This is a genomic window from Nonomuraea basaltis, assembly GCF_005893125.1.
Taxonomy (GTDB): domain Bacteria; phylum Actinomycetota; class Actinomycetes; order Streptosporangiales; family Streptosporangiaceae; genus Nonomuraea; species Nonomuraea basaltis.
The window spans coordinates 57,820-80,645 of the sequence record NZ_VCJS01000010.1; the positions used below are offsets into that span (position 1 = coordinate 57,820).

The 22,826-nt window shown below is 65.7% G+C and carries 29 protein-coding genes and 1 pseudogene; 5 read left to right on the forward strand and 25 right to left on the reverse strand.

Features of this window, described 5'->3' with window-relative positions; genetic code table 11:
* Nucleotides 1-6: 6 nt before the first annotated feature.
* The 7 genes from EJK15_RS06835 to EJK15_RS06865 form a co-directional block, all read right to left on the reverse strand.
* Entirely contained in the window at nucleotides 7-303 is a 297-nt protein-coding gene (locus EJK15_RS06835) for a hypothetical protein (RefSeq protein WP_138709519.1), read from the reverse strand.
* Nucleotides 287-2,746, reverse strand: a complete 2,460-nt coding sequence (locus EJK15_RS06840; RefSeq protein WP_138709520.1) for a LamG-like jellyroll fold domain-containing protein — start codon at nucleotides 2,744-2,746, stop codon at nucleotides 287-289. Before EJK15_RS06840 ends, EJK15_RS06835 begins: the two co-directional genes overlap by 17 nt.
* A gap of 1 nt (nucleotide 2,747) precedes the next feature.
* Nucleotides 2,748-3,224 carry a hypothetical protein gene (locus EJK15_RS06845; RefSeq protein WP_138709521.1) on the reverse strand — a complete coding sequence of 159 codons (477 nt, stop codon included), beginning with the start codon at nucleotides 3,222-3,224 and terminating at the stop codon, nucleotides 2,748-2,750.
* A gap of 179 nt (nucleotides 3,225-3,403) precedes the next feature.
* Nucleotides 3,404-4,690 carry a PBSX family phage terminase large subunit gene (locus EJK15_RS06850; protein ID WP_138709522.1) on the reverse strand — a complete coding sequence of 429 codons (1,287 nt, stop codon included), beginning with the start codon at nucleotides 4,688-4,690 and terminating at the stop codon, nucleotides 3,404-3,406.
* Nucleotides 4,687-5,181 carry a hypothetical protein gene (locus tag EJK15_RS06855; protein WP_138709523.1) on the reverse strand — a complete coding sequence of 165 codons (495 nt, stop codon included), beginning with the start codon at nucleotides 5,179-5,181 and terminating at the stop codon, nucleotides 4,687-4,689. Before EJK15_RS06855 ends, EJK15_RS06850 begins: the two co-directional genes overlap by 4 nt.
* A 30-nt stretch (nucleotides 5,182-5,211) precedes the next feature.
* On the reverse strand, nucleotides 5,212-5,940 hold the full coding sequence (locus tag EJK15_RS06860) for a ParB N-terminal domain-containing protein (RefSeq protein WP_138709524.1): 729 nt from the start codon (nucleotides 5,938-5,940) through the stop codon (nucleotides 5,212-5,214).
* A gap of 75 nt (nucleotides 5,941-6,015) precedes the next feature.
* Nucleotides 6,016-6,213, reverse strand: coding sequence for a hypothetical protein (locus tag EJK15_RS06865; RefSeq protein WP_138709525.1), 198 nt, complete (start codon nucleotides 6,211-6,213; stop codon nucleotides 6,016-6,018).
* A 1,065-nt stretch (nucleotides 6,214-7,278) separates the two neighbouring features.
* On the opposite strand from EJK15_RS06865, the gene EJK15_RS06870 reads away from it, so the two are divergent.
* Entirely contained in the window at nucleotides 7,279-7,578 is a 300-nt protein-coding gene (locus tag EJK15_RS06870; protein WP_138709526.1) for a hypothetical protein, read from the forward strand.
* Between the two features lie 252 nt (nucleotides 7,579-7,830).
* On the opposite strand, the gene EJK15_RS06875 is transcribed toward EJK15_RS06870, so the two are convergent.
* Nucleotides 7,831-8,127 (reverse strand): hypothetical protein, encoded by a 297-nt coding sequence (locus EJK15_RS06875; protein WP_138709527.1) that lies wholly within the window; start codon nucleotides 8,125-8,127, stop codon nucleotides 7,831-7,833.
* Nucleotides 8,128-8,311: 184 nt separating this feature from the next.
* Between EJK15_RS06875 and EJK15_RS06880 the strand changes: the two genes are divergently transcribed.
* Complete coding sequence (locus EJK15_RS06880) at nucleotides 8,312-8,929, forward strand: hypothetical protein (protein ID WP_138709528.1); 618 nt, start codon at nucleotides 8,312-8,314, stop codon at nucleotides 8,927-8,929.
* Nucleotides 8,930-8,947: 18 nt separating this feature from the next.
* On the opposite strand, the gene EJK15_RS06885 is transcribed toward EJK15_RS06880, so the two are convergent.
* Nucleotides 8,948-9,730, reverse strand: a complete 783-nt coding sequence (locus tag EJK15_RS06885; protein ID WP_138709529.1) for a DNA adenine methylase — start codon at nucleotides 9,728-9,730, stop codon at nucleotides 8,948-8,950.
* 295 nt (nucleotides 9,731-10,025) lie between these two features.
* Between EJK15_RS06885 and EJK15_RS06890 the strand changes: the two genes are divergently transcribed.
* Entirely contained in the window at nucleotides 10,026-11,108 is a 1,083-nt protein-coding gene (locus EJK15_RS06890) for a pentapeptide repeat-containing protein (RefSeq protein WP_138709530.1), read from the forward strand.
* A 357-nt stretch (nucleotides 11,109-11,465) separates the two neighbouring features.
* On the opposite strand, the gene EJK15_RS06895 is transcribed toward EJK15_RS06890, so the two are convergent.
* The 3 genes from EJK15_RS06895 to EJK15_RS06905 all read right to left on the reverse strand — a co-directional run bounded on the left by EJK15_RS06895 (nucleotide 11,466) and on the right by EJK15_RS06905 (nucleotide 13,452).
* Nucleotides 11,466-12,440, reverse strand: a complete 975-nt coding sequence (locus EJK15_RS06895) for a tyrosine-type recombinase/integrase (RefSeq protein WP_138709531.1) — start codon at nucleotides 12,438-12,440, stop codon at nucleotides 11,466-11,468.
* Between the two features lie 551 nt (nucleotides 12,441-12,991).
* Nucleotides 12,992-13,201 carry a helix-turn-helix domain-containing protein gene (locus tag EJK15_RS06900; protein ID WP_138709532.1) on the reverse strand — a complete coding sequence of 70 codons (210 nt, stop codon included), beginning with the start codon at nucleotides 13,199-13,201 and terminating at the stop codon, nucleotides 12,992-12,994.
* Nucleotides 13,202-13,218: 17 nt separating this feature from the next.
* Nucleotides 13,219-13,452, reverse strand: a complete 234-nt coding sequence (locus EJK15_RS06905) for a hypothetical protein (RefSeq protein ID WP_138709533.1) — start codon at nucleotides 13,450-13,452, stop codon at nucleotides 13,219-13,221.
* A 453-nt stretch (nucleotides 13,453-13,905) separates the two neighbouring features.
* On the opposite strand from EJK15_RS06905, the gene EJK15_RS06910 reads away from it, so the two are divergent.
* Together EJK15_RS06910 and EJK15_RS06915 are read left to right on the forward strand one after the other, a co-directional pair.
* Nucleotides 13,906-14,523, forward strand: coding sequence for a hypothetical protein (locus EJK15_RS06910; protein WP_138709534.1), 618 nt, complete (start codon nucleotides 13,906-13,908; stop codon nucleotides 14,521-14,523).
* Nucleotides 14,524-14,844: 321 nt separating this feature from the next.
* Complete coding sequence (locus tag EJK15_RS06915; protein WP_138709535.1) at nucleotides 14,845-15,351, forward strand: hypothetical protein; 507 nt, start codon at nucleotides 14,845-14,847, stop codon at nucleotides 15,349-15,351.
* A 2-nt stretch (nucleotides 15,352-15,353) separates the two neighbouring features.
* Here the strand turns inward: EJK15_RS06915 and EJK15_RS06920 are convergent, their stop codons facing one another.
* The 13 genes and pseudogenes from EJK15_RS06920 to EJK15_RS06980 all read right to left on the reverse strand — a co-directional run bounded on the left by EJK15_RS06920 (nucleotide 15,354) and on the right by EJK15_RS06980 (nucleotide 22,731).
* Complete coding sequence (locus EJK15_RS06920) at nucleotides 15,354-15,722, reverse strand: hypothetical protein (RefSeq protein ID WP_138709536.1); 369 nt, start codon at nucleotides 15,720-15,722, stop codon at nucleotides 15,354-15,356.
* A 495-nt stretch (nucleotides 15,723-16,217) separates the two neighbouring features.
* On the reverse strand, nucleotides 16,218-16,940 hold the full coding sequence (locus EJK15_RS06925; protein WP_138709537.1) for a hypothetical protein: 723 nt from the start codon (nucleotides 16,938-16,940) through the stop codon (nucleotides 16,218-16,220).
* A 74-nt stretch (nucleotides 16,941-17,014) separates the two neighbouring features.
* On the reverse strand, nucleotides 17,015-17,716 hold the full coding sequence (locus tag EJK15_RS06930) for a hypothetical protein (protein WP_138709538.1): 702 nt from the start codon (nucleotides 17,714-17,716) through the stop codon (nucleotides 17,015-17,017).
* Nucleotides 17,717-17,779: 63 nt separating this feature from the next.
* The gene (locus tag EJK15_RS76190) at nucleotides 17,780-18,553 is read right to left on the reverse strand and encodes a collagen-like domain-containing protein (protein ID WP_276615366.1); all 774 of its coding nucleotides are present in this window, start codon (nucleotides 18,551-18,553) and stop codon (nucleotides 17,780-17,782) included.
* Between the two features lie 470 nt (nucleotides 18,554-19,023).
* Entirely contained in the window at nucleotides 19,024-19,797 is a 774-nt protein-coding gene (locus EJK15_RS06940; RefSeq protein ID WP_138709539.1) for a hypothetical protein, read from the reverse strand.
* A gap of 135 nt (nucleotides 19,798-19,932) precedes the next feature.
* Nucleotides 19,933-20,118, reverse strand: a pseudogene (locus EJK15_RS74240) (DnaJ domain-containing protein); the annotation flags it as partial.
* A 313-nt stretch (nucleotides 20,119-20,431) separates the two neighbouring features.
* A complete protein-coding gene (locus tag EJK15_RS06950) occupies nucleotides 20,432-20,707 on the reverse strand; it encodes a hypothetical protein (RefSeq protein ID WP_138709540.1) in 276 nt (91 codons plus the stop codon).
* Between the two features lie 18 nt (nucleotides 20,708-20,725).
* Nucleotides 20,726-21,172 (reverse strand): hypothetical protein, encoded by a 447-nt coding sequence (locus EJK15_RS06955; protein WP_138709541.1) that lies wholly within the window; start codon nucleotides 21,170-21,172, stop codon nucleotides 20,726-20,728.
* Entirely contained in the window at nucleotides 21,165-21,509 is a 345-nt protein-coding gene (locus tag EJK15_RS06960; RefSeq protein WP_138709542.1) for a hypothetical protein, read from the reverse strand. Before EJK15_RS06960 ends, EJK15_RS06955 begins: the two co-directional genes overlap by 8 nt.
* A gap of 3 nt (nucleotides 21,510-21,512) precedes the next feature.
* A complete protein-coding gene (locus tag EJK15_RS06965; RefSeq protein ID WP_138709543.1) occupies nucleotides 21,513-21,899 on the reverse strand; it encodes a hypothetical protein in 387 nt (128 codons plus the stop codon).
* Complete coding sequence (locus tag EJK15_RS06970) at nucleotides 21,883-22,191, reverse strand: hypothetical protein (RefSeq protein WP_138709544.1); 309 nt, start codon at nucleotides 22,189-22,191, stop codon at nucleotides 21,883-21,885. Before EJK15_RS06970 ends, EJK15_RS06965 begins: the two co-directional genes overlap by 17 nt.
* On the reverse strand, nucleotides 22,188-22,523 hold the full coding sequence (locus EJK15_RS06975; protein ID WP_138709545.1) for a helix-turn-helix domain-containing protein: 336 nt from the start codon (nucleotides 22,521-22,523) through the stop codon (nucleotides 22,188-22,190). Before EJK15_RS06975 ends, EJK15_RS06970 begins: the two co-directional genes overlap by 4 nt.
* A 7-nt stretch (nucleotides 22,524-22,530) precedes the next feature.
* Nucleotides 22,531-22,731 carry a hypothetical protein gene (locus EJK15_RS06980; protein ID WP_138709546.1) on the reverse strand — a complete coding sequence of 67 codons (201 nt, stop codon included), beginning with the start codon at nucleotides 22,729-22,731 and terminating at the stop codon, nucleotides 22,531-22,533.
* Between the last annotated feature and the right edge of the window lie 95 nt (nucleotides 22,732-22,826).

Sequence of the window (22,826 nt, forward strand, 5' to 3'; positions counted from 1 at the left end):
GACTCCTTAGATGACGTCGATCAGCCCAGCGGGCAGCACCGGCTGCTCAACCGGCGCGGTCACGCGCACCCAGGCCTGGTAGCTGCCGTCGCCCAGAGCGACCGTGCCGCCGGGGCCGAGGAGGATGCGCGCGACCGCGCCTCGCTTGGTGACCGAATCGGATTTCCACTCGCCCGGGTGCCAGTCAGCCGGGCCGGGCTCAACGCCGGGGGGTGTGAAGGCGATCTCGACGATTTCGCTGCCGGTCGCGCCCCGCACGAAGTACGGAATCCATTCGCGGGACAGGCTAGAGATCTGTTCCACGGCGCTCTCCTCGCGTTCGTGAGGCGGACCAAGTACGGCGCGGGGGTTCAACGCCCCAGCGGCGCTGAACGGGCTCGGCGCCCCACGACCTGCGCGGACCCTCCACGCCGGTGAATGGCCCGCCGCCGTACAGCAGCGGAGTGACCGGCAACGCGGTGTCAGCCTCAACGACCATCACGAGGAAGCCGCTACTGATCTCCTCGACCGCGCTCGTTTCGACTGCCAAGCCCAGGCGACGCCGCTTGACCCTCGTCAGCACGCCGCCCGAACTCATCTCGGCGGCGACGCCAAGCAGCCGTCGATGAACGGGCCTGGGCGGCTGCGCCACATCGGTGGTCGTCGCCATGCCGACGTGGCGGACTTTGATCGGGGCCATCGGCATGGCCGTGCTGGTCTCGCTCGTTGTCCTGACGATCGGCCCCTGCTCGGCGCTGACCGGCTGCGCCGTATCGTGCTCGACGGTGGCGCCGAGCCTACGAGCGTGTGCTGGCGCGGCGGCGGCTGAGCCTGCGGTCTCCTCGACCTGCCCCAACACGCGAAGCTTCTGCGGTCGCACCGCGGCCGCGCCGCCGTCTTCTACCGCTGCGCCAAGCTGACGCACCCGTACGGGTCGCGCGGTGAGCACGGTCTCGACGGCCGTCGCCGGCCCTACGTGGTGGACCTTACGCGCGGTGATCGGCAACGCGACCCCGCTGTGACCGGCGATTGAGAGCTGGGCGATGTTGACGGCCGGTCCTAGCTTGGCCGCGCCGATCGCGACGTCGTCGAGAATGAACCAGTTCGTCTGCGCAGTCCATAGCCAGAAATCGGCCTGCTGCGGCTTTCCGCCTGGCCAAGCTGTGGACGAAGAGATCACGTAGTCGTTGTGGGTCAGAGAGTCCGGGCTCAGGTACGTCCACACCTCGACGGTGCCGCTGCCGGAGGCGTTGATCGTGTAGCGGAACTCGATCCGCGTCCACGTGTTCTTCGGGATGCTGACGCCGGTGAGCACAGTCTGGGTGCCCGTCACCAGATCGCCGACGCGCACGGCAATGCGCATGGTGGCGGGGTCCAGCCACGCCTTCGACACCGCCCCGGACGGGCCAACCAGCCCAAACAGGGCCTTGGCGGCTGGGAACGTGCCGGTGGGGTTGATGTAGAGACGAGCACAGACCACGTCCCCGGCCGGGGGCGTATACCTCCAGCTCAGCCGACCCTCGGCGTTCGAGCTTTGTTGGTAGGCGGCGAAGCCGCGGTTGCCCCGCCCTGGATCGGTAAATACAGGGCGTCCGGCGACCTCGGTGAACGCCGTCCAGCTCCCCCCGCCTGACGTGGAAGGAAGAATGTCACCAGACGAGAAACCACCATCGAAATGGCTCTTCGCAGGAAGCGCGACAGGAGTGATCGGCGAGGCGGACGAGTAGAACTCGACGTTGTCGATGAACGCCGCGTCCACGTTCTGCGGGTCGGCCGAAGAACCATCCTTGGTGTAGCGGAACGTCACGGTGGTGCCGGGCGTCACCGTGTATTCGGGAGACTGTGTCCACGAGCCGCCCGGGCCGGAGGCGGTGAACTGCTCCACTCCAGCAATCAGGAACCGGAAGAAGTCGAAGCCCGATTCCGAGCTGACCCGATACCAGAAGCGCAGTCGGTCGCACCCATCCGGGACGATGACGTTCGCGCTGGTGGTGCCGTTGTCGCCGATGACCGCGCTGCGCAGAGACCAGGATCCGGCTTGAGCTGGGGTTGTCGAGGAGGTGCTGACACGGGTCCAATTGCCCGACCAGGTGAACGCGTAGGTGGGGTCCTCGATGTCCTCGAAAGCCAGCGGCACCGACGCGCCGCCCCAGGTGATCGCAGGACCGCTCGCTGCCGTCGCACCGGTGTCTACCGACAGCTCACGCCCGTTGCCGCTGTAGTCAGTTGACTCCGCGCGGTAGAAGGCGTAGGCGGCCCCGAGCCCTACCTTGCGTTGTGGCAGGTAGTCGCCAGCCTCAGCCTGTACTTCGGTTTGGGTGAGGGCATCGGTCCACAGCTTGAATGCGGCGATGCAGCCGTTCAGCCACAACCCGTCAATCGACACACCGAGCCGAAGCAGCGTAGCCATCACTGCGGCCGCGTTCGTCCATGTGTCCACGTTGAACGAGGCCGTCCCAGCCGCGCGGCTCACCATGAACCCGCCGGTCGAGCTGACGCTGACCCCGACGAAGTACCAGACGCCGGGGGTAAAGGCTCTGCTGGCGACCTGTGTGCCGTTGATCAGCACGCGCATGGTGGTGCCGTCGGCGCCGGTGCGCAAGGTGAGCCAGGAACTAGTGCTGTTGGGATCGATCGTCCAGACCGGGGATTCCGCGTTCCGATCGACGCTGATCTTCACCCAACACGACACCGTCAACGCCGACCGCTGCCCCAAGCTGAGAGTCGCGATCTGGCCGTGGCTGGCGGCAGCGTAGCGGATCGCCACGCTACTGCGCCCGGAAGAAGCCCGCCGAGGCGATCTGCGCGACCACGTCGGTCCCGTCCGGCGTGATCGCGAAGTCGTGGCAGGTGAGCGGCACGATCTGAGAGTCAGGAGCGGCTGCGGACGGCCGGTAGCAGACCAGCAGCTTCGCCCACGGCCCCGTCTCGACGAGCACCTGATTCCACGTCTGATCGGGGATGTCCACATCCACGCGGTCGTTGGTGTCGTCGGGCACCGCGGCAACTAGGTCGGCGGCCACCAGCACCTTGCGGTTGTATCCGTTCCCGGTGGGCACTTCGTTGGTGGTGCCCGCGACGACGTCGGCCAGGCTGTCCTTGTCCTTCAGAACGGCGTCGCCTTCGATGCCTGAGGCGGCCAGGGCCACGACGAGCAGCGCGCATCCGGACGGATCGTTGGCGCGCACTCGGTTGTGCAGTTCGACGACCCGGCCCAGGGCGATGTTGAACGTGAAGTCGGCCACGAGGCCCTCCCTCGGGTAGATGATCAGGTCCAGCAGTGCGGCCCCGGCCCTCGCTGCCCCTCAACAGCGGGGGCCAGGGACCGCACTCGGGCTCGACGCGCGTACGGGGAAGCCGCGCGGAGCAACACACCCCAGGCGGCCAGGCCGCCACAACCGGCCGCATGTACGGGGTGCGCGTCTTAGAGGGTGGGAACGGGTTCGAGGAGTCTCAGCCAAGCCGCCTGTGTGGTGTGGATGGCGTACCTCAGGGCGTCACACGAGTGGTCGTCAACTTTGACCGGCGCGTCGTCACCCTTTTCCGCTTTCCTTTCGTCCCACGCGTAGCCGGCCATCTCGTCGAGCAGGCCGCGGCAGCTTTCGTGTACGCGCAGGTGATCGGCTGAGATCACGTTCGAGACGGTGCGGATGCCGTCCAAGACCGCGTTGTCGGCCTGCATGGGCCGGTAGTGGTCCCGGTAAAGCTGCTGGATGAAGCTGGCCGCCGAGGGGTCCACGACCAGCCAGTCCGGCCTGACTCCGTGCGTGCCAGGCCCGTACGTGCCAGGGATGCGGTCCAGCCAGTTCGTCAGCCGCGCGCTGTACTCGCTGTCGGTGAGCTGGCGTCGTTCAGCCCGGGAGTCGTAGCGCAGCTCGGAGGCGACGTAGATGCGGCGCTGCCCGTCCAGATCGGGGACGCTGACGCCCACCAACAGCGCCGCGAAGGGATTCGCCGTGCCATAGTCGACGCCGACGCTCAGCCACTTCTCCATCAGCGGCAGTTCGCGGACGACATGCTTGTCCTCGTCGAACATGTCGTAAATGGCACCCTCAGCCATGACCCAGCGCCCCTCGATGAAGCGCTTGTACCAGAGACCGCTGTACTCCGACTTCAGGGCCTTGACGTACGCCGGGTCGAGGGAGTGGTTGTCGTCGAGGCGGAAGTGCCACGACTTCAGGTCCAGCTCGTGGGCTCGGTCGAGGAAGTCCTTCTTCAGCCAGTGCGACGGCGCGTCGGGGTTCGTCGAGGCGAACAGCTTCGCGCCCTTTACCGACAAGCGGGACAGCAGCATGTCCCAGAACGGCCTCTCGATCAAGGTCGCCTCATCGACGTACGCGCCGACCGCCGTCATGCCCCGTAGGCGGTTCTCGGCGCGTGAGTCGTTTGAGCTGATGATCTCGACCCTGCGGCCCAGGATGGTCGCGGTAGGCGCGCCGCGCGTGTAGCTGATCCGCTTGGCGATCGGGCCGGTGATCGCTGGGTCCATCAGCGGCTCGAACGTGTTTCGCGCGATGGTGTCGGCCGTTTTGCCGACGATGACCAGGCTTCCACCGCGGGGCGCGTTCGCGACGAACGTGACCCACCTGATCAGGGACGCGATGGTCTTCCCCGATCGGATGGCCCCTTCCCAGATGTTCAGGCGGGCCGTCGATTCGGCGATGCTGCGTTCCTGCTTGGGTGACAGGACGATGTCGAGGGCCAGGCTCACGCCTCACCCCCAGCGTCGTCGTACTCGATCTCTCCCTGGATCACGTCGGCCTGCACGAACAGGTCCGTGTCCGGGTCAGGCACTCGATGCCGCTCCTGAAGCTGCAAGAGCATGTTCCCGAGCAGCGACGCCATGTCGGTGTCGGCCGCCCCGTTTCGGTTGATCAGGTCCAGGCCCAGCAAGCTCGCCCGCTTGTTCACGATCTTCAGTGCGGCTTCGACGGCGTTGACTTCGCCCTTGATGACCTTCGGCCAGACCGCCGCCATCATGCGGTCCAACCTGTTGATCTCCAGGTTCAGCAGCTCCTCGGCCGCCATGGCCTCCTGCTTGGCGGCCTTCTTCAGCGCGTTCGTGATGTCCTTGGAGACAAGCTGCGGCGAGGAGTAGCCGAGCCGCTGAGCGATCACCACCGCGGACACCCCGGCGATTCTCATCTGCAACGCCTGGTAGCGGCGCTCGCTGATTTCGAGCTTGCGCTGCTGATCAGCCATGAGGGGGCCGCCTCTCCTATTGCGCCAGCGTTACCGCTGTCGCTGTGCGTGTGTCCTCAGCGCCGCTACGACGATCTCCGCCAGCGGCGCATCCCCGTCCTGGCTGCGAATGTCCGCGATCAGGCCCGTCACCTCGTCGTGCTGAGCGGCCGTCAGCGGCACGATCAGCTCGACCGTCGATCCCGTCTTCGGCCTAGGAGGCGGAGCAGCATCAGCGGCTGGCCCGCCGTCGCTCTCGGCCTCTTCGTCGTCTGCCTGGTCGTCCTCGTCGTCGAGGTCGTCCCCGACAGGGCCAGGGCCCGAGGCCGGCGCCGGCGCGGGCCTCGGGGCGGGCTCGTCGTGCATGATCTCGATGTCGCCAGCGAGGCCGTCGAGCAGGTCCGCGAGGTCGTCGTCCCGCCACCCGGTGCCGTCCAGGTCCGGAAGCGACGAGAGCAGCTCGGCAAGCTTGGCGTCGTCGTACTCGCCGTACTCAGCCAGGCGATTGTCAGCGAGCATGATCCGCTTCGCGGTCTCATCGTCCACGTCGATGAGGATCGTGGGCACGTGCTTGAGCTTCGCCTTGTGGGCGCCGAGCCAGCGGTGCTCACCCGCGATGATCCGCATCCGCGACTTCTGCACCAGCACCGCGCCGTAGAACTTGTTCTTCCCGATCGACCCGACGATCACATCCGGGTCGCCCTTGTGAGGGTTGTCCGGGTGCGGCTCCAGCTCGTCCACCCGGACCATGCGGTACTCCTGCGCGGCGATCCCGGCCATCACCCCTCCCCCGATGCCCTTGGGAGGGCCAGGTGGTCGACTATTTTGACCTGCGGCTTTTCGCGTTTCCGCAGGTCAGATTTCAAAGTGGTCGTCATGCGTTTCCGCTGATGGCGAGGCTGTGTCGCCGAACGGCACGTGGTCCACCACGTGCGGCAGTTCCGGCTCGACGATCTCGACGCTCTGGTCGGTGAGCCAGATCCCCCGGGCGCTGATCTGTTCGGCGAGCACCGCCATGGCGGGATTCGACCAGCCGTCGTCGTCGCGCTGCACCTGGTCCACGATCAGCGCGAACGGCTCCTCATGGAGGCCCGCCGCTCGGCAAGACAGGACGCAATGTAGCTCTGCGTAGTATCGATGACTGTGGGGTGCACCCCCGACCACTAGCCGAGACTGTCTGATCTGACAACGGGATCGAGAGGAACGAGCCGACCAGGCGAGCCCTGGTCACTGCCGTCACCCTGACGCCCGGGTTGCCGGACAGCGGATAACCATCCGAACCGAAGCAATCGGATATGCCCGGTAAATGTCCGGAGACTGTCCTGGATCAGTCAAGGTACGGGTGGCATCCTAATGCAGGAAGGACTTCCGGTGATCGGGCAAGTGAAATACTGAGCGCCCCAGCGATCGTCACCGACAGTTATTGCAGGCGATTCTCTTACTCTCGCGTGCCACAGCGCCTATTCAGAATCGCAGTGCGCGAACTTTGAGGCCGTTCATCGATGACGCCACCAGAACCGGGACGGTAGCGGCGCCCAGATCCGGCGTACGACGCACTAACGAGTGAGGAGAGTGTCTTGCGCCCTACGGCGCGCAGTCCGTTATCACCACAGCGATGGTTCTTTAGTCGGCCCTGAAGGAAAGGAAACCGTCGTATGCGACTACCACAGAAACTGGCAACCGCCGTCGTGGCGGGCATCACCGTCGCAGCCGCACTTACCACGCCGGCCTACGCCGCTGGAGGGACGAAATACTGCCCGGTAAGCGGCACTCTGGAGCCATGGTGCGATCTTCAACTCTATCCGACCCGATTCCCTGGCGGGACGATCTCGATCGACGTCGACGTAACCGGACCCAATCCCGTCGTCGGACACTGGACCCTCTACATCGATGGCGGTTCTGTATGCGGGGCGGACTTCGCCTACAGTGACCCGCCCCGGTCATGGGTCTGCAGAAACGTGCGAGCGGGTTACCCCACCCTCTCGGTGCCAAGAGGTTACGAGGCCGCACGGATAGGTCTCCGCTGGTGATGCCGACCGCACCACCCTGTCGCCCCCGCCAGGTCCCTTCACGAAAGGCCGGACAATGATGAGACGGGCCACGAAATGGGTGCCGCTCATGGGCATCGCCATCGCGCTCACCGCCGGACCGCTCACGGCGGCTCCAGCTTCGGCATCCGCAGCGCTCGCCGCCGCTGACTGCGTCATCAACCCCTACAAGGACCGGATACCGCCCGAGGTGCATGTCCGCTGCGCCACGACCGGACCGTACAAGGCAATCGCCCTCTGTTCCAACAAGTTCTACAAAGACAAGTGGTTCGAGTCGCCCTGGACCAGCGCCGGCTCCTGGGCGCAAGTTTCATGCCCGCTGGGATACACGCTGACGGGCTGGGGGAAACAAGGCGGCGGCAGCGCCTGACCTGAGCGGTCCGCTGATACCCCGTAACCCTGTGGTTGCCGAAGCGCAGCCACTCAGCGAACCCGTTGCATGTCTCTACCTTGTTGGTGACCACGGTGACCAACAAGGTAGAGGCCCGCGTCCGACCATTTCTGAGAGCACGCACAGTCATCGATACTGCGCAGAGCTACATTGCGTCCGGTCTCAGCGACCCGAGCGGCGGGTCATGACCCCTCAGCTCCAGCAGCGGAAGGCGCAGCACCTGGATGCGCACTACTCGGCCCCGCCGGGGAGCTCCGCGAACCGGCGCTCGAAGATCGACTTCGAGACCGGCCAGAACTCGCCCGCGCCGTCGTGGCACACGTAATCGCCCAGGCCGGCGCGGCGCATGCCCTCCTGCGTCTGCATGTCCACGTACTCGGCCGACCGGCCCCGGATCGCGGTCTGCCCGACGATGCCCTTCAGGTTCGAGTACGTGTTGATCCACGACACGACGGCCTCGACGTTGCCGCCCTCGACCTGCACGGCTTCGACGAGCTCCGGCGCGTGCTGATACTCCTTGATGTCCATGATCAGCGTCTCCTCTTTCGGCGCGCAATCTGGCGGCGCCGGTAGTGATCGTCTGCCGCGGGCTGTGTGAGCCGCCGACGCGGGAGGTGGGCACGTGATGGGATGGGCAAGCCTGCTGGCCCATCAGCGAGGACCAGGCTCGCCAAGCTGGTGCCGCCATCGAAGGCAGTGGGAGGATCGCGCCATGACCGCAGTGGCCCCCTTCGACTGGATCCCCATACTCGTCGCGGCAGGCACTCTCGCACTGGGCTCCGTGCTTACCATGCTCGGGCAAGGGCTGGCTGATAGGCGTGTACGCAAACGCGAAATGCTCGCCCGCCGCGATCAACTGCAAATCCAGCTCTACCAGGAAGAACGCGAAGTCCTTTTCGGACTACAGCAGGTATGTCTCGATCTGCATACGAAGTACGTGCGCGTCCAAGCCGCAGCTATGGATTGCGACGAGTCGGAGATCACAGAGGTAATCTTCCCCATGGTCGAGGGCGAGATGGACGACCTGAACAAGCAGGTCGTGCTGCTCCATCAGTGTCGGTCGGATGCGGTCCGCGGTGCGATCCTGGCTTATGCCGGAGCAATGAAGCGCTGGAAAGAGAGCGCCACCAGGACGGACGCGCAACAGGCATGGGAGGATCTCACTAAAGTTTTTGGCGCGATTCATGGCGCCCTTGGCACTGAACTTCGGCGAAATCCTCTCGACGAGATCGGCCTCTCTACCTGGCGTTTTCGTCGTCGGCGAGGGAAGAAAGCAACCCCGAAGGACCGTTCTGCTCAACTTGACAGCGGAGCTGTGGATAACGGGTAGGCAGACGCCTTCGCCGCCCTAATGATTAATCCACACCGATTCAACGGCGTGCCGTCGCTCGTCCGAGCTCGACGCGCGAACCCGGTAGTCGATGCGGCGCCACGTCCCGAGCAGCTCGTCGTACAGCTGCGACCGGTAGCCGGATAGCACGATCGCCGACTTGCACTCGACGAGCACCTCAAGGAGGCGGCGGTGCTCGGGTTCACGGTCCATCTCCTTCACGTAGTGGCCGCTGCCGAACACGTTCCTCGTGCTGCGCAGGTACGGCGGGTCCACATACATGGCGGTCTGCGGCGAGTCCATCCGCTCGATCAGCTCGAACGCGTCCACCTGCTCGATGAACGCCTCACGCAACCGGGCCGCGTGCCAGCGCAGCGCCGCGGCGGCACGCTTGGAGCCGGCCGGGTTGTTGACCCGCGTCCTCGAGGTCGGCCGACGCCAGGAAGCGCCTGCCTCACCGCTGCGGGACTGCGTGCATTGGATCCACCAGCGGCGGGCCCGCTCCAGATCCGACGCCGTGGTGTCGCCGAGCTTGGCGGCCTGGTGCTCGGCGCGGGCGTACGGCGTGAGCTCGATGGCGCGGATGAGGGCGCGGGGGCGGTCCCGGAGCGTCTGCATGAAGCACACCAGGTCGCCGTTGATGTCGTTGATCGTTTCGATCTGGACGGACTTCTTGGCGAAGAAGACGGCTGCGGACCCGGCGAAGGGCTCGACGTACACCTCGTGCTTGGGCAGGAGTGACGCAAGGAACGGGCCCAGTCTTCCTTTGGCGCCGTAGTACTGGAACGGAGGGCGCAGCATCTCGGAAACCCTCCTCGACAGGTGACGTAGTGGACAATTTGATCAGGTGTGCGATCGCATGAGCGGGCCGAACCCGTACAACGAGGACGCGGTTCCGGTTCCGCCGCTGGTCGCGTACGCGCCGCCCGGCGAATGTCAGGTGACGCAAGTCCTGGCCGAGTGTCACCCGATGCGGCCGGAGCGGCGGGCAGTGTGTCAGCCGAAGTGACCGACGAGCGCCATAACTGTCCTGTCCGTGAGAATCTTGAGAACTCCGGACCTACCTTGCTAGCGATTATGTAACGAGGCTGGTGAGATGGCATACATGGGGGATTCAATCAGGAGTTGGATCAGGCAGTACTGGGTGCCGTCCGTCATATTGCTGGCGGTCGTGGCGACATTCGTGTGGTTGCTATGGAAGGGGCCGTGGATTATGGACCATGAGCACCTGACAGGCAAGATGACGCCGGCCGTGGCATCTGTAGTTTCTGGTTTCCGCACGGCGGTGGTTGCCCTTGGGGCTGGCCTGGTGGCCGGGGCTGGCCTTGTTTACACCCATCGCACCTTGGAACACACCCGGCTCAGAGACCGTGAACAGACGGAACTGACCCGTCACACTCTCGAAGTGACCCGGAAGACGCTGGAGCACACCCGAGACAAGGATCGTGAACAAGCGGAGCTCACCCGGGAGGGGCAGGTAACCGACCGATTCACTAAGGCGATCGGTCAACTGGCCTTGACAGAGGTCGAGAAGCTGGGCGGGGTCTACTCGCTGGAGCGAATCATGCGGGACTCGGCAAAGGACCACCCCACCGTTGTAGAGGTCCTTGCCGCGTTCGTCCGTCAGCACGCCCCCGCACATCCGCCCGACTCTGCCGGTTCCGCGAAAGCGGAACGCCGTCTTGACGAGGCAGTACAGGCAGCGCTAACCGTGCTCGGACGACGTCCCAAGGACCGAGAAGAGCCGTTTCGGATTGATCTGCACCGCACCGACCTGCAGAAGGCCGACTTCAACACGGCGAATCTGGCAGGGGCGCACCTATGGGAGACCAACCTACGCGAGGCGAATCTGGACTGGGTGAACCTCTCTGAGGCGAACCTCTTCAGGGCGGATCTGACGGGAGCGAACCTAAGCGGAGCTCTCATGGAGAATGCGACCTTGGATCAGGCGAACCTGGAAGGAGCGATCTTGCTGGAGGCGGAGGGCTTGACCGTCGCACAGGTGGTGGCCGCTTACCCAACGAGCTCGACTCGCCTGCCCGACGAGCTGAGGGCTGATCCACAGGTCCAAGAACGCATCGCAGAGGTAGAGGCTGAGGAGGCTCGGCGGATGGAGGCGGCATGGAGGGCTCGAGCCGCTAACACGGCTGAGTCTCCGCACCAAGGCGAAGACAGCTGAACGCGACGCCGAAGTTGCAAGCAGGTCTGAAGTGGCCATCACAAGGTCGCGTGGTCAGCGGTCAAGGTAACTGACACCTGACAGCGAGTTCCACGATCGTGTCGCATTCCTGCTCATGTGGCGGTAGGTCGGCCCGAAGGATTGGGAGGGCCTGGTGATGTGGGTGGTCACCACGTGTCCGGATCATCCGTGCTTGGAATAGGCGCACCCTTGGCCCTGCTTTGCATCGGCCAAGGGAACCAACGAGATGCACCACCCCACAAAGGCCCGCGACGACGCCGGGTGCAGGTGACAGCGGGATGAGTCGGGGCGAGGAAGAGAGCCAGTGACCTGTTCGCGACGGGCCACCGGCTTTCGTCACTCAAGCGCAGACGCGACCAACTGGGAAGGATCCCTTTCTAGTTGGCGCCCCGAATGCACGTAGCCCATGGTCGTGTCCATGGACTCGTGATCAAGAGCTTCCTTGATCTCGAACGGGTCCGCGCCCAGCTCGGCAGCCAGTGACGCCCACGTGTGCCGCAGCACATGCGCAGTGACCTTGGCGAGGATTCCGGCCTGACGGCCGATCCGCGTCACCAGGGCCGACGCCGACGACCGATAGAAGCGGCCCCCGGTGTCGGTCACGAAGATCCGGCCAGCGAGTTCCGACATCTCGACGCCGGCGCGCCGCGCCCGATCCTCGAGGTACCGGTCGATCGCGTAGCCGGTTTCCACCGGGAGGCGACGCCTCTTCGGCTTGGTGCCCTTGCCGACGATCCGCAGCGTCCGCAGGCCGCGCTCGTACCCGAGCGCGCTCAGGTCAGCGGAGATCGCTTCTTCGATCCGGATGCCGGTGTGCAGCAGGACCCGGATGAACGCCGAGGTGCGAAGCCGTGCCGGCCCGTGGTCGGCGTCGGCCGCGGCCACCAGGGCGCGGGCCTCGTCACGTGTGAGCGCGGTCGTCTCGGAGTGGTTCCGCGACACCTTCGGCCTGCGGGTCCGCTTGAACCGGTTGGCGTCGATGATCTCCTCGTCGGCGAGGTAGTCGTACCAGGACGACACCGCCGAGATGCGACGCTGCATGGTCTTCGGGGGGATCGGCTTCTCGGCTTGGAGTTCGAGCCACCGCTTGTAGACGTCGCCGTGGGACTTGCGCGCCTTGAGCGGGTCAAGGCCGGTCTCGGTGCAGAACGCGAACCACCGCTCGATCTCCAGCCGGTAGGCGTCGCGCGTGTTCTTCGAGTCGTACGACAGCAGCCACGCCATCGTGGCGTCCTGGGCGAAGCCGAGCAGGGTCGGCGGGAATGCGATCGCGCCTGCGCTACTCGGGTCGCGGACCAGCTCAACGGTCATACCTCGACGCTAGCAGAATGATCTATGGACATAAGCTCGATTATGACCATCTCTTAGCGATCACAACAGGACGGACAGCCGACGCTAGTGAGCACCACCGAACCGCCGTCCCACCTGCGGGCTTGGGGCGGCGGTTCCACTGTTCCGACGGAAATTGAGTAGGCCCTACTCATACGCAAATGTTCGGAGACAAGCAGACTCTCAAGATAAGCGCCAACAGACACAAGGAAGGAGCGTCCCATGGCCGAATCACCGCCTCCCGGACCGAACCCCTCGATTACCCTTCTGGAGCCCCCTCCGCCTCCAGCGGGCGGCAACGGCGAGGTGACGGTCGAGGTCGATGGCCGACAGGTCGTCTTCGAATGGTCTCAGGGAAAGATCGTCCGGTTCTCCCTCGTTTCCGAGCAGGACAGTATCTTCAGATCGGGAAACGTTACGCTCAAGCCAGAGCCAGACGCAGCAATCCAGTGCTATTGCTGCCTCGTTGACGATGTCAGTGGCGCCTGGATCTGCTATCACGTCCCCTGCGGCACCCCCTGTCCCGGCTTGAGTTAGTGCGTTTGGGCTGGCCGGTGGTTGCCACCGCGCGGCCGCAGGGTCACGCCCGTCTCCTCGAGGAGGCGGTGGACGAACCCGTAGCTGCGGTTGATCGACTCGGCGATCTCGCGGACGGACCCGCCGGCGGCGTACTTCTTGGACACCGCCGCGGCCAGCGCCTGGCGCTCGGCGCCGACGATGCGGATATTCTTCCGAACTCTCATGAGGGGACCTTTCTCGTTCAGGCGGCTCGGGCGAGGTTGGCGCGGAGCTCGTCACGCGCCTCCGGTGTTGGGGGGACGTCGTCGCCGCGCCAGATGCAGCCCTCGATCGTGGCGAGGTCGTCGTAGTCGTAGACGACCTCGCGGCCGGCCCTGCCGAGGACGCGCGCCGAGTAGCGGCGCGCCCACTGCCGGATGGTGATCGGCGAGCGGTCGAGGCGGGCGGCGGCTTGGCGTGCGGTCGCTGGGTGCACGTCTCACCTCCGCAAGGGTCGCGTTCGTGGACGTACAGGGCGATTCCGGACACGTGAGCGCGCGAGATAGGCGCGTCGTAGTCAACGCTGACAGGCGATCTCGCGCGTCCGAATGCAAGGGGATAGGCGGAACGGTGATCTTGCCAGAGGCGCCCTCAGGGCTTCACCGCAGTTTCCGCAGGTCACGGAGTCAAACCGTGCGGCAGGCACAGATCACCTGCCGACACGAAGTGTTACACAACCGCTCGACTCGACGCAACGTGCGAACCGCCGCGCGCCCTGATCGCCGCTGAAACATACTGGGATATGACCCGCCAAAGGCGCTGGCCCTTCTTACAGCTCCGCACCATCACACCTCGATCATCCGCGAAGACGCTGCGCACCCTCGCTGCCCGCCGCCGCACGAAGACAGCCCCTCCTCCACTGAGACGGGCCCTTTCCATGCAGGCGTGGGTGGGCCTCACCACCGTCATCGCAGGGCTTCTGTCTATACCGAGCGTGCTCATCGCCAAGACCGCGCTAGACATCAGTGAGCAACAGCAACTGGAGCAAGAACTGCAGCAACTGGAGCAAGAGCTGCAGCAGAAGCTCGCCCAGGCGGAAACGGAGAAGGCCATCCGGGAGGCGTACGTCCAACGCATCACCACGTGGACGAAGTACGCCGAAATCGACGACAAGCCGGACCTCATCACCATCCAGAACACCAACGCGCTCCCCGCCCAGGCGTGGATTATCCACCATCCGAAGATGGAGATGCCCCGGGATATCCAGCCAATCAGTCTCGCCCCTTGCTCCCAGGTCACGGTGGCCGATACCCCGCCACCGCGATGGCCCAAGGGAAGCGACTTCGGCTCGGAGGTCATCGCCATGAACGTCCGCGGATCCGAGCTCTACCGCGTACTTGAGCTAGGGAGGGGAGCCGACCCAGTTGTATCGGATTACGAAGCATGGGGCGAGTGGGCAATTATGATCACAACCCTCGACCCGATCGACACCCCCGAGGAGATTCTTAAAGGCACAGAACGGCGACCCAAGATCGTGGATAAGCGTCCAGCCGGAACATGCGTGTGATCACCCCGCCTCGTCGCGACCAGGCCCCGCTCCTCCACCTTCCTGGCCTGCCGCAGTGTAGGCGGAACCGCAGCACTCTAACGTTCCCCCACCACCTAGCGATATTGAGTCATGACCGCACGAAGACGGCCACGGTTCTCATCGCCACGACGCGCCGCACCCGGCCCGTCCGCTCGCACCACCACGCTAATCGCTGCGCGCCAACGACTTCGACCACGCGCTCGCCGCAGGCTCCGTGATGTTCGCTGGAACGTCCAATGGTGGGCAGCCCTTACCAGCGTCATCGCTGGACTCATGTCAGTCCCAGCGTTCGTCATCTCCATGAACGCGCTGAAGATCAGCGAACAGCAGCGGCAGGACGCCCTCACACAGCGCTCCGAGGACCAGAAAAAGGAAGCACAGGCCAAAGCAGCCGCAGAAGCCCTCGAAAAGCAAGGTTTCGCGAATCGGATCGTGATAGCTTCGTCCGAATTTTCGTCCTCATCCAGCGAGGAGAGGTGGCGCGTGCGCAACTCCAACTCACGCCGAGCGTACGTATACATCCGGCTCAGTCCCGATGAACAGCCTCCCGAACTCTACGAATTCATCATCGAGCCTTGTAGCGAAGCGGATATGGCCATCCCGCTTTCGGACACCAAGTTCGACGACTATGGGGGCTATAAGCAGTTCATCGTCACCCCCGTCCCTGCGGATGCTCGTACAGGGGCAGACTTCTGGCTGGTAAGTCTGGAGGGGCTGAGTCCCCAGCACACCACCCTTGAATGGGCGACCGGGTGGACCTCCTACGAACTGGAGCAGGTCAGACGCGACATCTCGCCTTGCATCTAGCCTCAGCCGGCCTCCTCGACGACCAAGCCCCGTTCCTCCACCGCCGACACGTGATTACCGCATCTCCCACACACGAAGTACCCCACCTTGGGATCCCACCAGAGATTCCGGTCACCACAACGGCACCGCGCCGGCGTCCACGACGGCACCTCCTGCAAACGCTGCTCCCAACGGAGCACCACGTCCACCAGCTCCGTCAACTCCCGCACCGCCAACACCCCATGCAGATACTCCACCAGCAACGCCACCGCCCGACCGCGCGCCTCCGCACCACGACCAGCAGCCGCAGCCGCAGGCCAACCCCGGGCAGCCAGATACCGAGCCTCGAACCTGAGCAGATCCCCCGTCAACTCGTCCAGCAACTCCGCCACCGGCGACGGACTACCATGCGGACGCGTCCCCGACACCCTCGACCAACGCGACGCAGGCCGCAAACCATCAGCCTCAGCCGCACGCACCGCCGCCAAATCCCGCACCGCGATCAACGCACGCCTCGTCGTCGCCCGACACAGCGAACACACAAGCGGCTCCCCCAGCCGCCACCTCACCTCGGCCTGAACCGGCTCCACAGGCGGCTCACCCTTCGCCCCCTCCGACACCCACCGATCCACCGCATCCGCATGCAACTCACGAGCACGCAAAAACACGCCCCACACCGCACGCGACCCCTCGTTGCACGGCCCCACACACGCCTGACCAGCCACCACGCACCCCCAACCGAGACGACCCACAACAGTACAAGATCAACTCCTTTCGACGTGAACCAAGCCAAATAGGGACCCCTGGGACCGGACCGGAGGGGGTCGGGGGTCGCGCGGAAGCCCCCGCGCGTGGCTCGGCGCGGGGGCTCGCTGGGACGGTGCGCGCTAGGCGCGCGGTCGGCGCGTGGCTCGCGTCTCGACGCGACCGCGCGCGGCTCCGGCGCTCCTAACGACTCCGTAGATCGTGTGTAGCGCGCCGGTGCGCGCTAGGGCGCTCATGTTGCGAAGCGACTTCAGCGCGTCCACCACATAGGCGGCATCCTCCTGCGCGATGCCGGTTCCGTGCTGGCGCGCAAACCGGGCTTGCTCGTCGTAGCGCTGGAACATCACCGCGTCATACTCGACACGCACCGTGCCATCCTTCTGGGTCACGCGGACGTGCAGGAGGAAACCGCACGCGGCCAGTAGGCGCGTGATCTCCGCGACCGCGCGGCGGACGGCAGCGAGCATGCCGGACGGTTCGGGCTCGATCGGCTGGCGGATGTCGTCTAGCGACACATCATCGATGATCGCCCCGGACCGCTCCGCGTGCAGAAGGTATGTCGTGTGCAAGGACTTCCGGCACGTGTCCGTGACACGCCACACTCCGTGCAGGTGGACGGCTGCGCCGTGGTACTCCACGTTGCTGCCCCGGGACGCGTACATGAGTAGCGCGGTCCGGCTGGTCTGGCTGGACACGTAGACCTCCTTCTGAAGCTCCGAGAGCGTGTCACACGCGGTGCGCTTCATGCACGCGGCGCACGCGGCGCGGTGCTCCTCGAACGCCTGGCTTGCCTGCTGCGTGAGCTCTACGGCCACGTAGGCGGCTCCTCGCTTGATCGGGTTCATGGTCTGGCTCTCCCGTGTGGTGGTTGGGGGTGTGGTGGGGTGCCCCCGCCCATGCCGGGGCGGGGGCGGTGGGGCTACTTCTTGGGGGTCGCCTTGGCGCGCTTGGCTTCCGGCTCCGTCTTCTCCGCGTCGGCCTTGGCCTTGGCTTCCTTGCGGCGCGCGTCCTTCTCGGCCTTGACCTTGGTGCGGCGCTCGACTTCCGCGCGTCCCTCGGCGGTGAGTTCTTCCATGAGGGCGGCGCGGGCGGGGTTCGTCTCCGAGAGATTCATGATCGCGTTGACCATCTCGCGCTGCTGCTCAGACAGCTTGGATGCCTTCTCACCCTCGGGGGCGGGGGTGAGGGCCGCTGAGATCACGTCGAACGGCGCGGACACGTCGGGCTGCGTCGCGCGGTACAGGGCCGCGATGATCGCGCGGTCGTACTGGTCCGCCACCGCATCCCAGGACACGGCGGGGTGCTCCTCGTCGAGCCCGTACAGTGCCGTGCCCTCGGTAACGAGCGTGGACGGGGCCACCTCGCGAAGGATCGGCCACGTCTTCGGGGATGCGTCCCAACCGCGTGTGAGGGCGGCCAGCATGCCCACGAGCGGGATGCGGGCACCGTTGCAGCGCCACGCCAGACGGGCGGGGCTGTTGGCGCTGTCGTCGGAGTTGATCCGGCCGGTAGCTGTGACCAGCACGGCGGGGCGGGCGGTGCCGTCCGCCATGACGGTGAACCACGCGAGCACGCTGGTAAGGGCGGCCTTGATCGCGTCCGTGTTGGGCTTGGTAGCCATGAGGTGTTGCCTTTCGTTTGGCGTGGTGGGGTGCCCCCGCCCGTGTGGGCGGGGGCGGGGGTGCTAGGCGTCTGTGTCAGCGGTACCGCTGTCGCTTTTGGCCTTGCGGTCGCGACGCTTGAGCCACAGCAGGTAGGCGGCGGCTAGCAGCGCCACTAAGACGAACACGGCTGGTGCCTGCCACGTGTCCAGCCACGGGGTTTCCGTGGAGACAGGCTTAGGTGTCGGGCTCGCCTTGGGGGTCGTGCGGTGCGTGCTGGAAGCGCGGGGCGTGGTCGTGGCGGTGGCGGTAGGTCCGGGCGTGCCGTTCCTGCCGTCCTTGCCGTCACGTCCGGACGTGCCGGGGTTGCCCTGCTCGCCCGTGGGGCCGACCGTTCCGGGCGTGCCTGCGGGACCGGTCGGACCGGTCTCGCCCTGGTCACCCTTCGGGCCCTGGACACCTGCGGGGCCCTGCTCACCCTTGGGGCCCTGGGGGCCTGCCGGACCTTCCGGACCCTGCGCACCGGTTGGGCCGGTCTCGCCCTGCGGGCCCTGAGGACCGGGCGAACCCTGCAGACCGGGGACACCCTGCGGACCGGGCGAACCCTGGGGACCGGTGAGGGTGACCACGTCCATGCACAGGGGGAACGGCATGACCGTCTTGATCACCTGGGGAGGTTCACCGGGAACGGTGATCTCCGCCGTAGGCGTCACGGTGACGCACGTTGGTACTGCGACGTGCGCCGTGGTGGTCGCGCTGCTGGGCGCGACCTGTGCGGCGATGGCCAGGGCGGCGGCGATGGTCGCAACGCTGAGAAGCGCTGCGCTCGCTGCCGTGGCCGTTGGCGTGTTTCTCACAGCGATCACTCTTGTTTTCCGGATAACGGGAGATCAAGGGTTGTCAAGTTTTCGTTATCAATTCGTTGTATTCCGGGAGCTCCAGATATACCCCCACCCCCTACCCGACCAGTAGGAACGCTTTAGTTGAGAGCCCATACTAAGTTCTGGGCCCACCCGAACCGTGATCCATTGCCCCGCGCCAAGCCGCCGGCATAGTCAGCTTTCGGCGTGTGTTGGCTGTAGGTCCCTGGTGATGGTTTGCGTGCTGTTGTCTCTTGTGAGCGGTTCTGGTGGTGTTGTTGTCTCCTTGTACCTGTTCGCACGTGTTTGCGCGTGTGTGTGGACGCTGTCAGGTCTTTTGACGATCTCCTGCCTGTGCTCTTGGTTGTGGTCCGCGTGGTGTCCTGTTCATGCGAAAACCCGTCATCGACGACCAGGAGTTGCTGGGCCTGGTGGGTCGGTGACGGGTGTGGGGGTGGTTGGGCTTGTTAGTCGATGGCGAGGCGGTCGGCTGCGCAGCTCCGGCAGGGTTCGGGCATGAATGGGTGGGTGGGGCACATGCGTCCGGTGCCGCGGTGTTCGCGGGGTGGTTGGGGCAGGTACTGGCTGGGGTCGGTGCGGAGTGCTCGGAGGATGTATCGGCTGGGGTTTTTCACCTTGGTTCGGGCGCGGCTGAGGATGTCGCGTCGGATGTGCGCGGCCTGCTGGTCTGTGATGGGCTGCGCGGCGAGCGGAGCGAGTTCGCGCTTGACCATCTCGTCTACCTGGGAAAAGTCCTGTCCGTCGTCGTCTGTCGGGTCTTGGTCGCGCGCTGGGTGCGGCGGGTTAGATGACTGACTAGAGAAGTTGTGTTGGGAGTGGGATTGGGATGGGATTGGGGCAGCGTCTTCGGACAGGTCTGCGGTCGCGTCTTGAGACGCGTCTCCGCGTGATCTTCCTTCCTCGCGTTTCCGTTCCAGCCACCGCTCCTGACGTGCTCGTTTAGCCTCACGACCCTCCCTGATCTTCTCTGCGGAGGGCTGGTATTCGAGGTAGTCATGCACACACCAACCTGAGTCCGTTCTCTCCCACAATCCGACCGAAATCAGCTCATCTGCGTACCGCTTTGGAGCGCGAATATCGCTGACGAACCTCAACTCACGCTCCTGGATGTGCCCGTCGGTCAAGTTGTCGTTGCACCAGCACAACGTCGACACGAACAGCCGAAACGCCTGGTCGGACAGGTGCCGCACCTTTCGATGCGTCGGGAACTGATCATCCACACGAACCCACGGCATGCTGTGTGCTGCCTTCCTTCCCATAACGCGAAGCGGGGACCGCCACTGAGGGAAGTGGTCGGTCCCCACCGTAAGTGGTTCCGCTAGAGATCGTTACCGGGGCCGCGGGCCGCGCCCGGTCAGGTCGTACGTGGCGCGCCGGCCCGGGTTGGACAGCACGTCGTACGCCTCCGTCACCCGTTTGAACCGCTCCGCCACGGCGGGGTCTGGGTTGACGTCAGGGTGTAGCTCACGCGCGAGGCGCCGGTACGCGCTCTTGATCTCCTGCTGAGTGGCGGTGCGGGCGACGCCAAGGCGCTCGTACAACTCACCCGCGGCCGGGGTCGCGCGCGGCGACCTGGGCGGTGGTGTCCGAGGGGGCGGGTCATCGGTCGTGGCTCGCCGGCGCCGGGCATTCCACACGGAGCAGGTGGACACGTGCGGCCGCATCAGCTTCTCGTGTGGGGCGATCGGCTTCGTCTTCGTCACCCTGCGGGAGCGGAGCACGCCGTGCACGTCCCGGTGGACTGCGGTGTTCCCTTCCGGGTCCGGGCTGGAGTTGACGGCGAGCTGCTTGCCAGCCTCCGTGGTCGTCCACCGGATCGACTGCCCGCACCCGAGCATCCGGCACCGGGCCAGGTCAGCGTTGGAGAACACGCACCACCTCGCCCGAGGGCAGGCCGCGGCCGAGCACCGCCACCCCCGCGTAGAGCGCCATCCTGCACGCGTGCCCGTGGATCTCGTAGCAGGCGCGGCAGAACGTCTTGCCGCTCCCGATCTCCTTGACGTGCTTGTCGCACACCCGTCCCTTGCGGATGTGCCCGTGGACGCATCCGGCCTGGACCTCCACGGTGTCCAGGGCCTCGCAGACCTGCATCGTCTTGTCGACGACGACCTGGCATCCGGTCTCAGCCACGAGGCCCTCCTGTGTCGGTCATCGGGTTCCTTCCATGTCGTCGTTGAGGATGCGGGTCAGCTCCCGCATCGCCTGCTCGGTCGCGGCCGCCATCCGCCGTCTCACCTCGTCGTCGAAGTACTCGGCGAACTCCTCCGGGTGCGCCTCGACGAGGCGGACATGCGCAGCCGCCTCTGCGTCCTTGGCCAGGCGTGCCACGCCGTCCGCGAACGGCAGATGCAGGGCGCACACTGAGCGCAGCCGGCCCGTGTCAGGACGGGCAAAGGAGTTCGAGGAGTACTGAACGAGGACGACCGCGACGGGCGGGCCACAGTCCACCCCGCGGGCCTTACGGGTGACGGCACAGAGAGGGTCGTCGCTGTCACGCCAGTGCCGCAACCACGTGTTGCGGTGCCGGTAACTGTTGGACCTGCCCTCGATGAGCTTGAACCCGTCGCCGGGCTGGTCGGGCTGTTGCTTAGGCATGGTGGCCCCGAACGGCCTCGTCGATCACGACCAGGGTCGCCCGCGCGCCTTTGATCGAGCTGTGCTTGGCGCGGCGTCCGTCGGCCTTGGCCAGATAGTCGTGGCCAGCGGCGGTCAGCTGAACCTTCCAGATGCCGAGCCGGGGGTGATCGACGGTGATGAGGTGGAGCTGGGCAGGGAGGCGGAACGTCTCGTCCCGGGTGGAGAAGTCCGTACCGTCGATCTTGCGGCATCCGCGTGGTGCGGGCTGGAACAGCACGCCATTCCCGTTGTCGTGTTCGGCGATCTGCCTCAGGAGCGTGATGGAGGCGCGCTTGAGCGGCTGAGGGGCGGTCATGGGTTACTCCTCGTTCTCTTCCAGGTCGGCGTCGCCGTCTTCTTGGTCCAGGAACCGCTTGCGGACGAGCTTGATCCCGTACGCGTCGCCGCCGCGAGCGTGCGCCTTCGTGAACGTCCACTCCGGGTCGGTGTCCGTGATGATCGCGCCGTGGTCGATCAGCATGTTCTTGACCACCGCGAAGGCGTGTTCGGTGTCCATCGGGAAACGGCGGATGCCATGCGCTTCTTGCCAGATGACGTACTTGCCGTAGCCCTGGGCGTTCCTGACGTCGGCGAGGATGAGGCGGGCCTCGAACGGCTCGGCGTCTTCCCACACGATGTCGTCCGGGCTCGGATATCGGTGCGGGTGGCGGATCAGGCTGCCGCTCGGGTCAATCGGGACCTGCATCGTGATAACCCCCCTTATCGGTGTCGGATTTGCGGTTGAGCGATTGGCGTGCCAGCTCCATGCCGCGGTTGTTGGTTTCGGTGTTGTCGCGCAGCGGCGCGGATGTCCACGCGTTCTTCTGCGCGTTCGTCGGCCGCCAGCCGTGGCCGACCTGCGCGTTGAGGTAATCGAGCGCGAACGCGTATGGGTCAGTCCGGTCGTCCTCCGCGAGCTGGTCACGCTCGTACACGCGGTGCGCTAACGCCCGGGCGGCCTCACTGATGGCGCGGCGCAGCGCCTCGGCCGCCGTCACGTTTGCGCCTTCCGCGTTGCCCGCTTCCGCTGCGGCCGGCGGCGCACCCATCCGAGGTGAATCGCGGCGGAGACGTAGCGGTCAACCATTCGCTTCGACTTGCCGGTCTCCGAGACGATCTCCTCGACGGTCTTGCCTTGCCGGATGAGGTCGGCGACCTGCTGCACGGTGGCTCTGCTGATGTTGTCCTTGGGCAGCCAGACGGGCGGCTCGATGGGCTGGGGGTCGATGATCGTGCAGCCCGCTCGGGCTAGTTCGTCAAGGACGGCCTCGGCGGTTGGCGTCTTCCTCTTCAAGACTCGAGCGATGACCTGCTCGGCTGTGCTGGGCATGGTTCTCCTACTGCGGTGGTGCAGGTGTGGCGCGGAAAGCGAGCTGCCGCGCGGCTGCGATGTCGTCCGGGGTGACGTGGCCCTCGACGACGGCGAGCAGAGTGGTGCCGTCGTGAGACCAGATCGCCGTGCGGTCACGAAGAGGCTTCTTGCGGCTTCGGTTCCGCTGTCGCTTGGTGTCGAGTGGAACGCCTTCGGGAGCTGGCACGCTTGGTCTCCTTGTCGGGGTCGGGAAGGGGGAGCTGGTAGCCGACGATCTGGCCGTCCACGACGACGAGCTCGCCTCGCTCCTCGCGCTTGCGA

Coding starts and splice junctions, on each gene's coding strand:
- EJK15_RS06855 (WP_138709523.1), bottom strand. CDS start 5,181: ATGGCTGATCAGCAGCGCAAGCTCGAAATCAGCGAGCGCCGCTACCAG.
- EJK15_RS06860 (WP_138709524.1), bottom strand. CDS start 5,940: ATGGCCGGGATCGCCGCGCAGGAGTACCGCATGGTCCGGGTGGACGAG.
- EJK15_RS06870 (WP_138709526.1), top strand. CDS start 7,279: ATGGGCATCGCCATCGCGCTCACCGCCGGACCGCTCACGGCGGCTCCA.
- EJK15_RS06875 (WP_138709527.1), bottom strand. CDS start 8,127: ATGGACATCAAGGAGTATCAGCACGCGCCGGAGCTCGTCGAAGCCGTG.
- EJK15_RS06880 (WP_138709528.1), top strand. CDS start 8,312: ATGACCGCAGTGGCCCCCTTCGACTGGATCCCCATACTCGTCGCGGCA.
- EJK15_RS06885 (WP_138709529.1), bottom strand. CDS start 9,730: ATGCTGCGCCCTCCGTTCCAGTACTACGGCGCCAAAGGAAGACTGGGC.
- EJK15_RS06890 (WP_138709530.1), top strand. CDS start 10,026: ATGGCATACATGGGGGATTCAATCAGGAGTTGGATCAGGCAGTACTGG.
- EJK15_RS06895 (WP_138709531.1), bottom strand. CDS start 12,440: ATGACCGTTGAGCTGGTCCGCGACCCGAGTAGCGCAGGCGCGATCGCA.
- EJK15_RS06900 (WP_138709532.1), bottom strand. CDS start 13,201: ATGAGAGTTCGGAAGAATATCCGCATCGTCGGCGCCGAGCGCCAGGCG.
- EJK15_RS06915 (WP_138709535.1), top strand. CDS start 14,845: ATGAACGCGCTGAAGATCAGCGAACAGCAGCGGCAGGACGCCCTCACA.
- EJK15_RS06925 (WP_138709537.1), bottom strand. CDS start 16,940: ATGAACCCGATCAAGCGAGGAGCCGCCTACGTGGCCGTAGAGCTCACG.
- EJK15_RS06930 (WP_138709538.1), bottom strand. CDS start 17,716: ATGGCTACCAAGCCCAACACGGACGCGATCAAGGCCGCCCTTACCAGC.
- EJK15_RS06955 (WP_138709541.1), bottom strand. CDS start 21,172: ATGCCTAAGCAACAGCCCGACCAGCCCGGCGACGGGTTCAAGCTCATC.
- EJK15_RS06960 (WP_138709542.1), bottom strand. CDS start 21,509: ATGACCGCCCCTCAGCCGCTCAAGCGCGCCTCCATCACGCTCCTGAGG.
- EJK15_RS06965 (WP_138709543.1), bottom strand. CDS start 21,899: ATGCAGGTCCCGATTGACCCGAGCGGCAGCCTGATCCGCCACCCGCAC.
- EJK15_RS06975 (WP_138709545.1), bottom strand. CDS start 22,523: ATGCCCAGCACAGCCGAGCAGGTCATCGCTCGAGTCTTGAAGAGGAAG.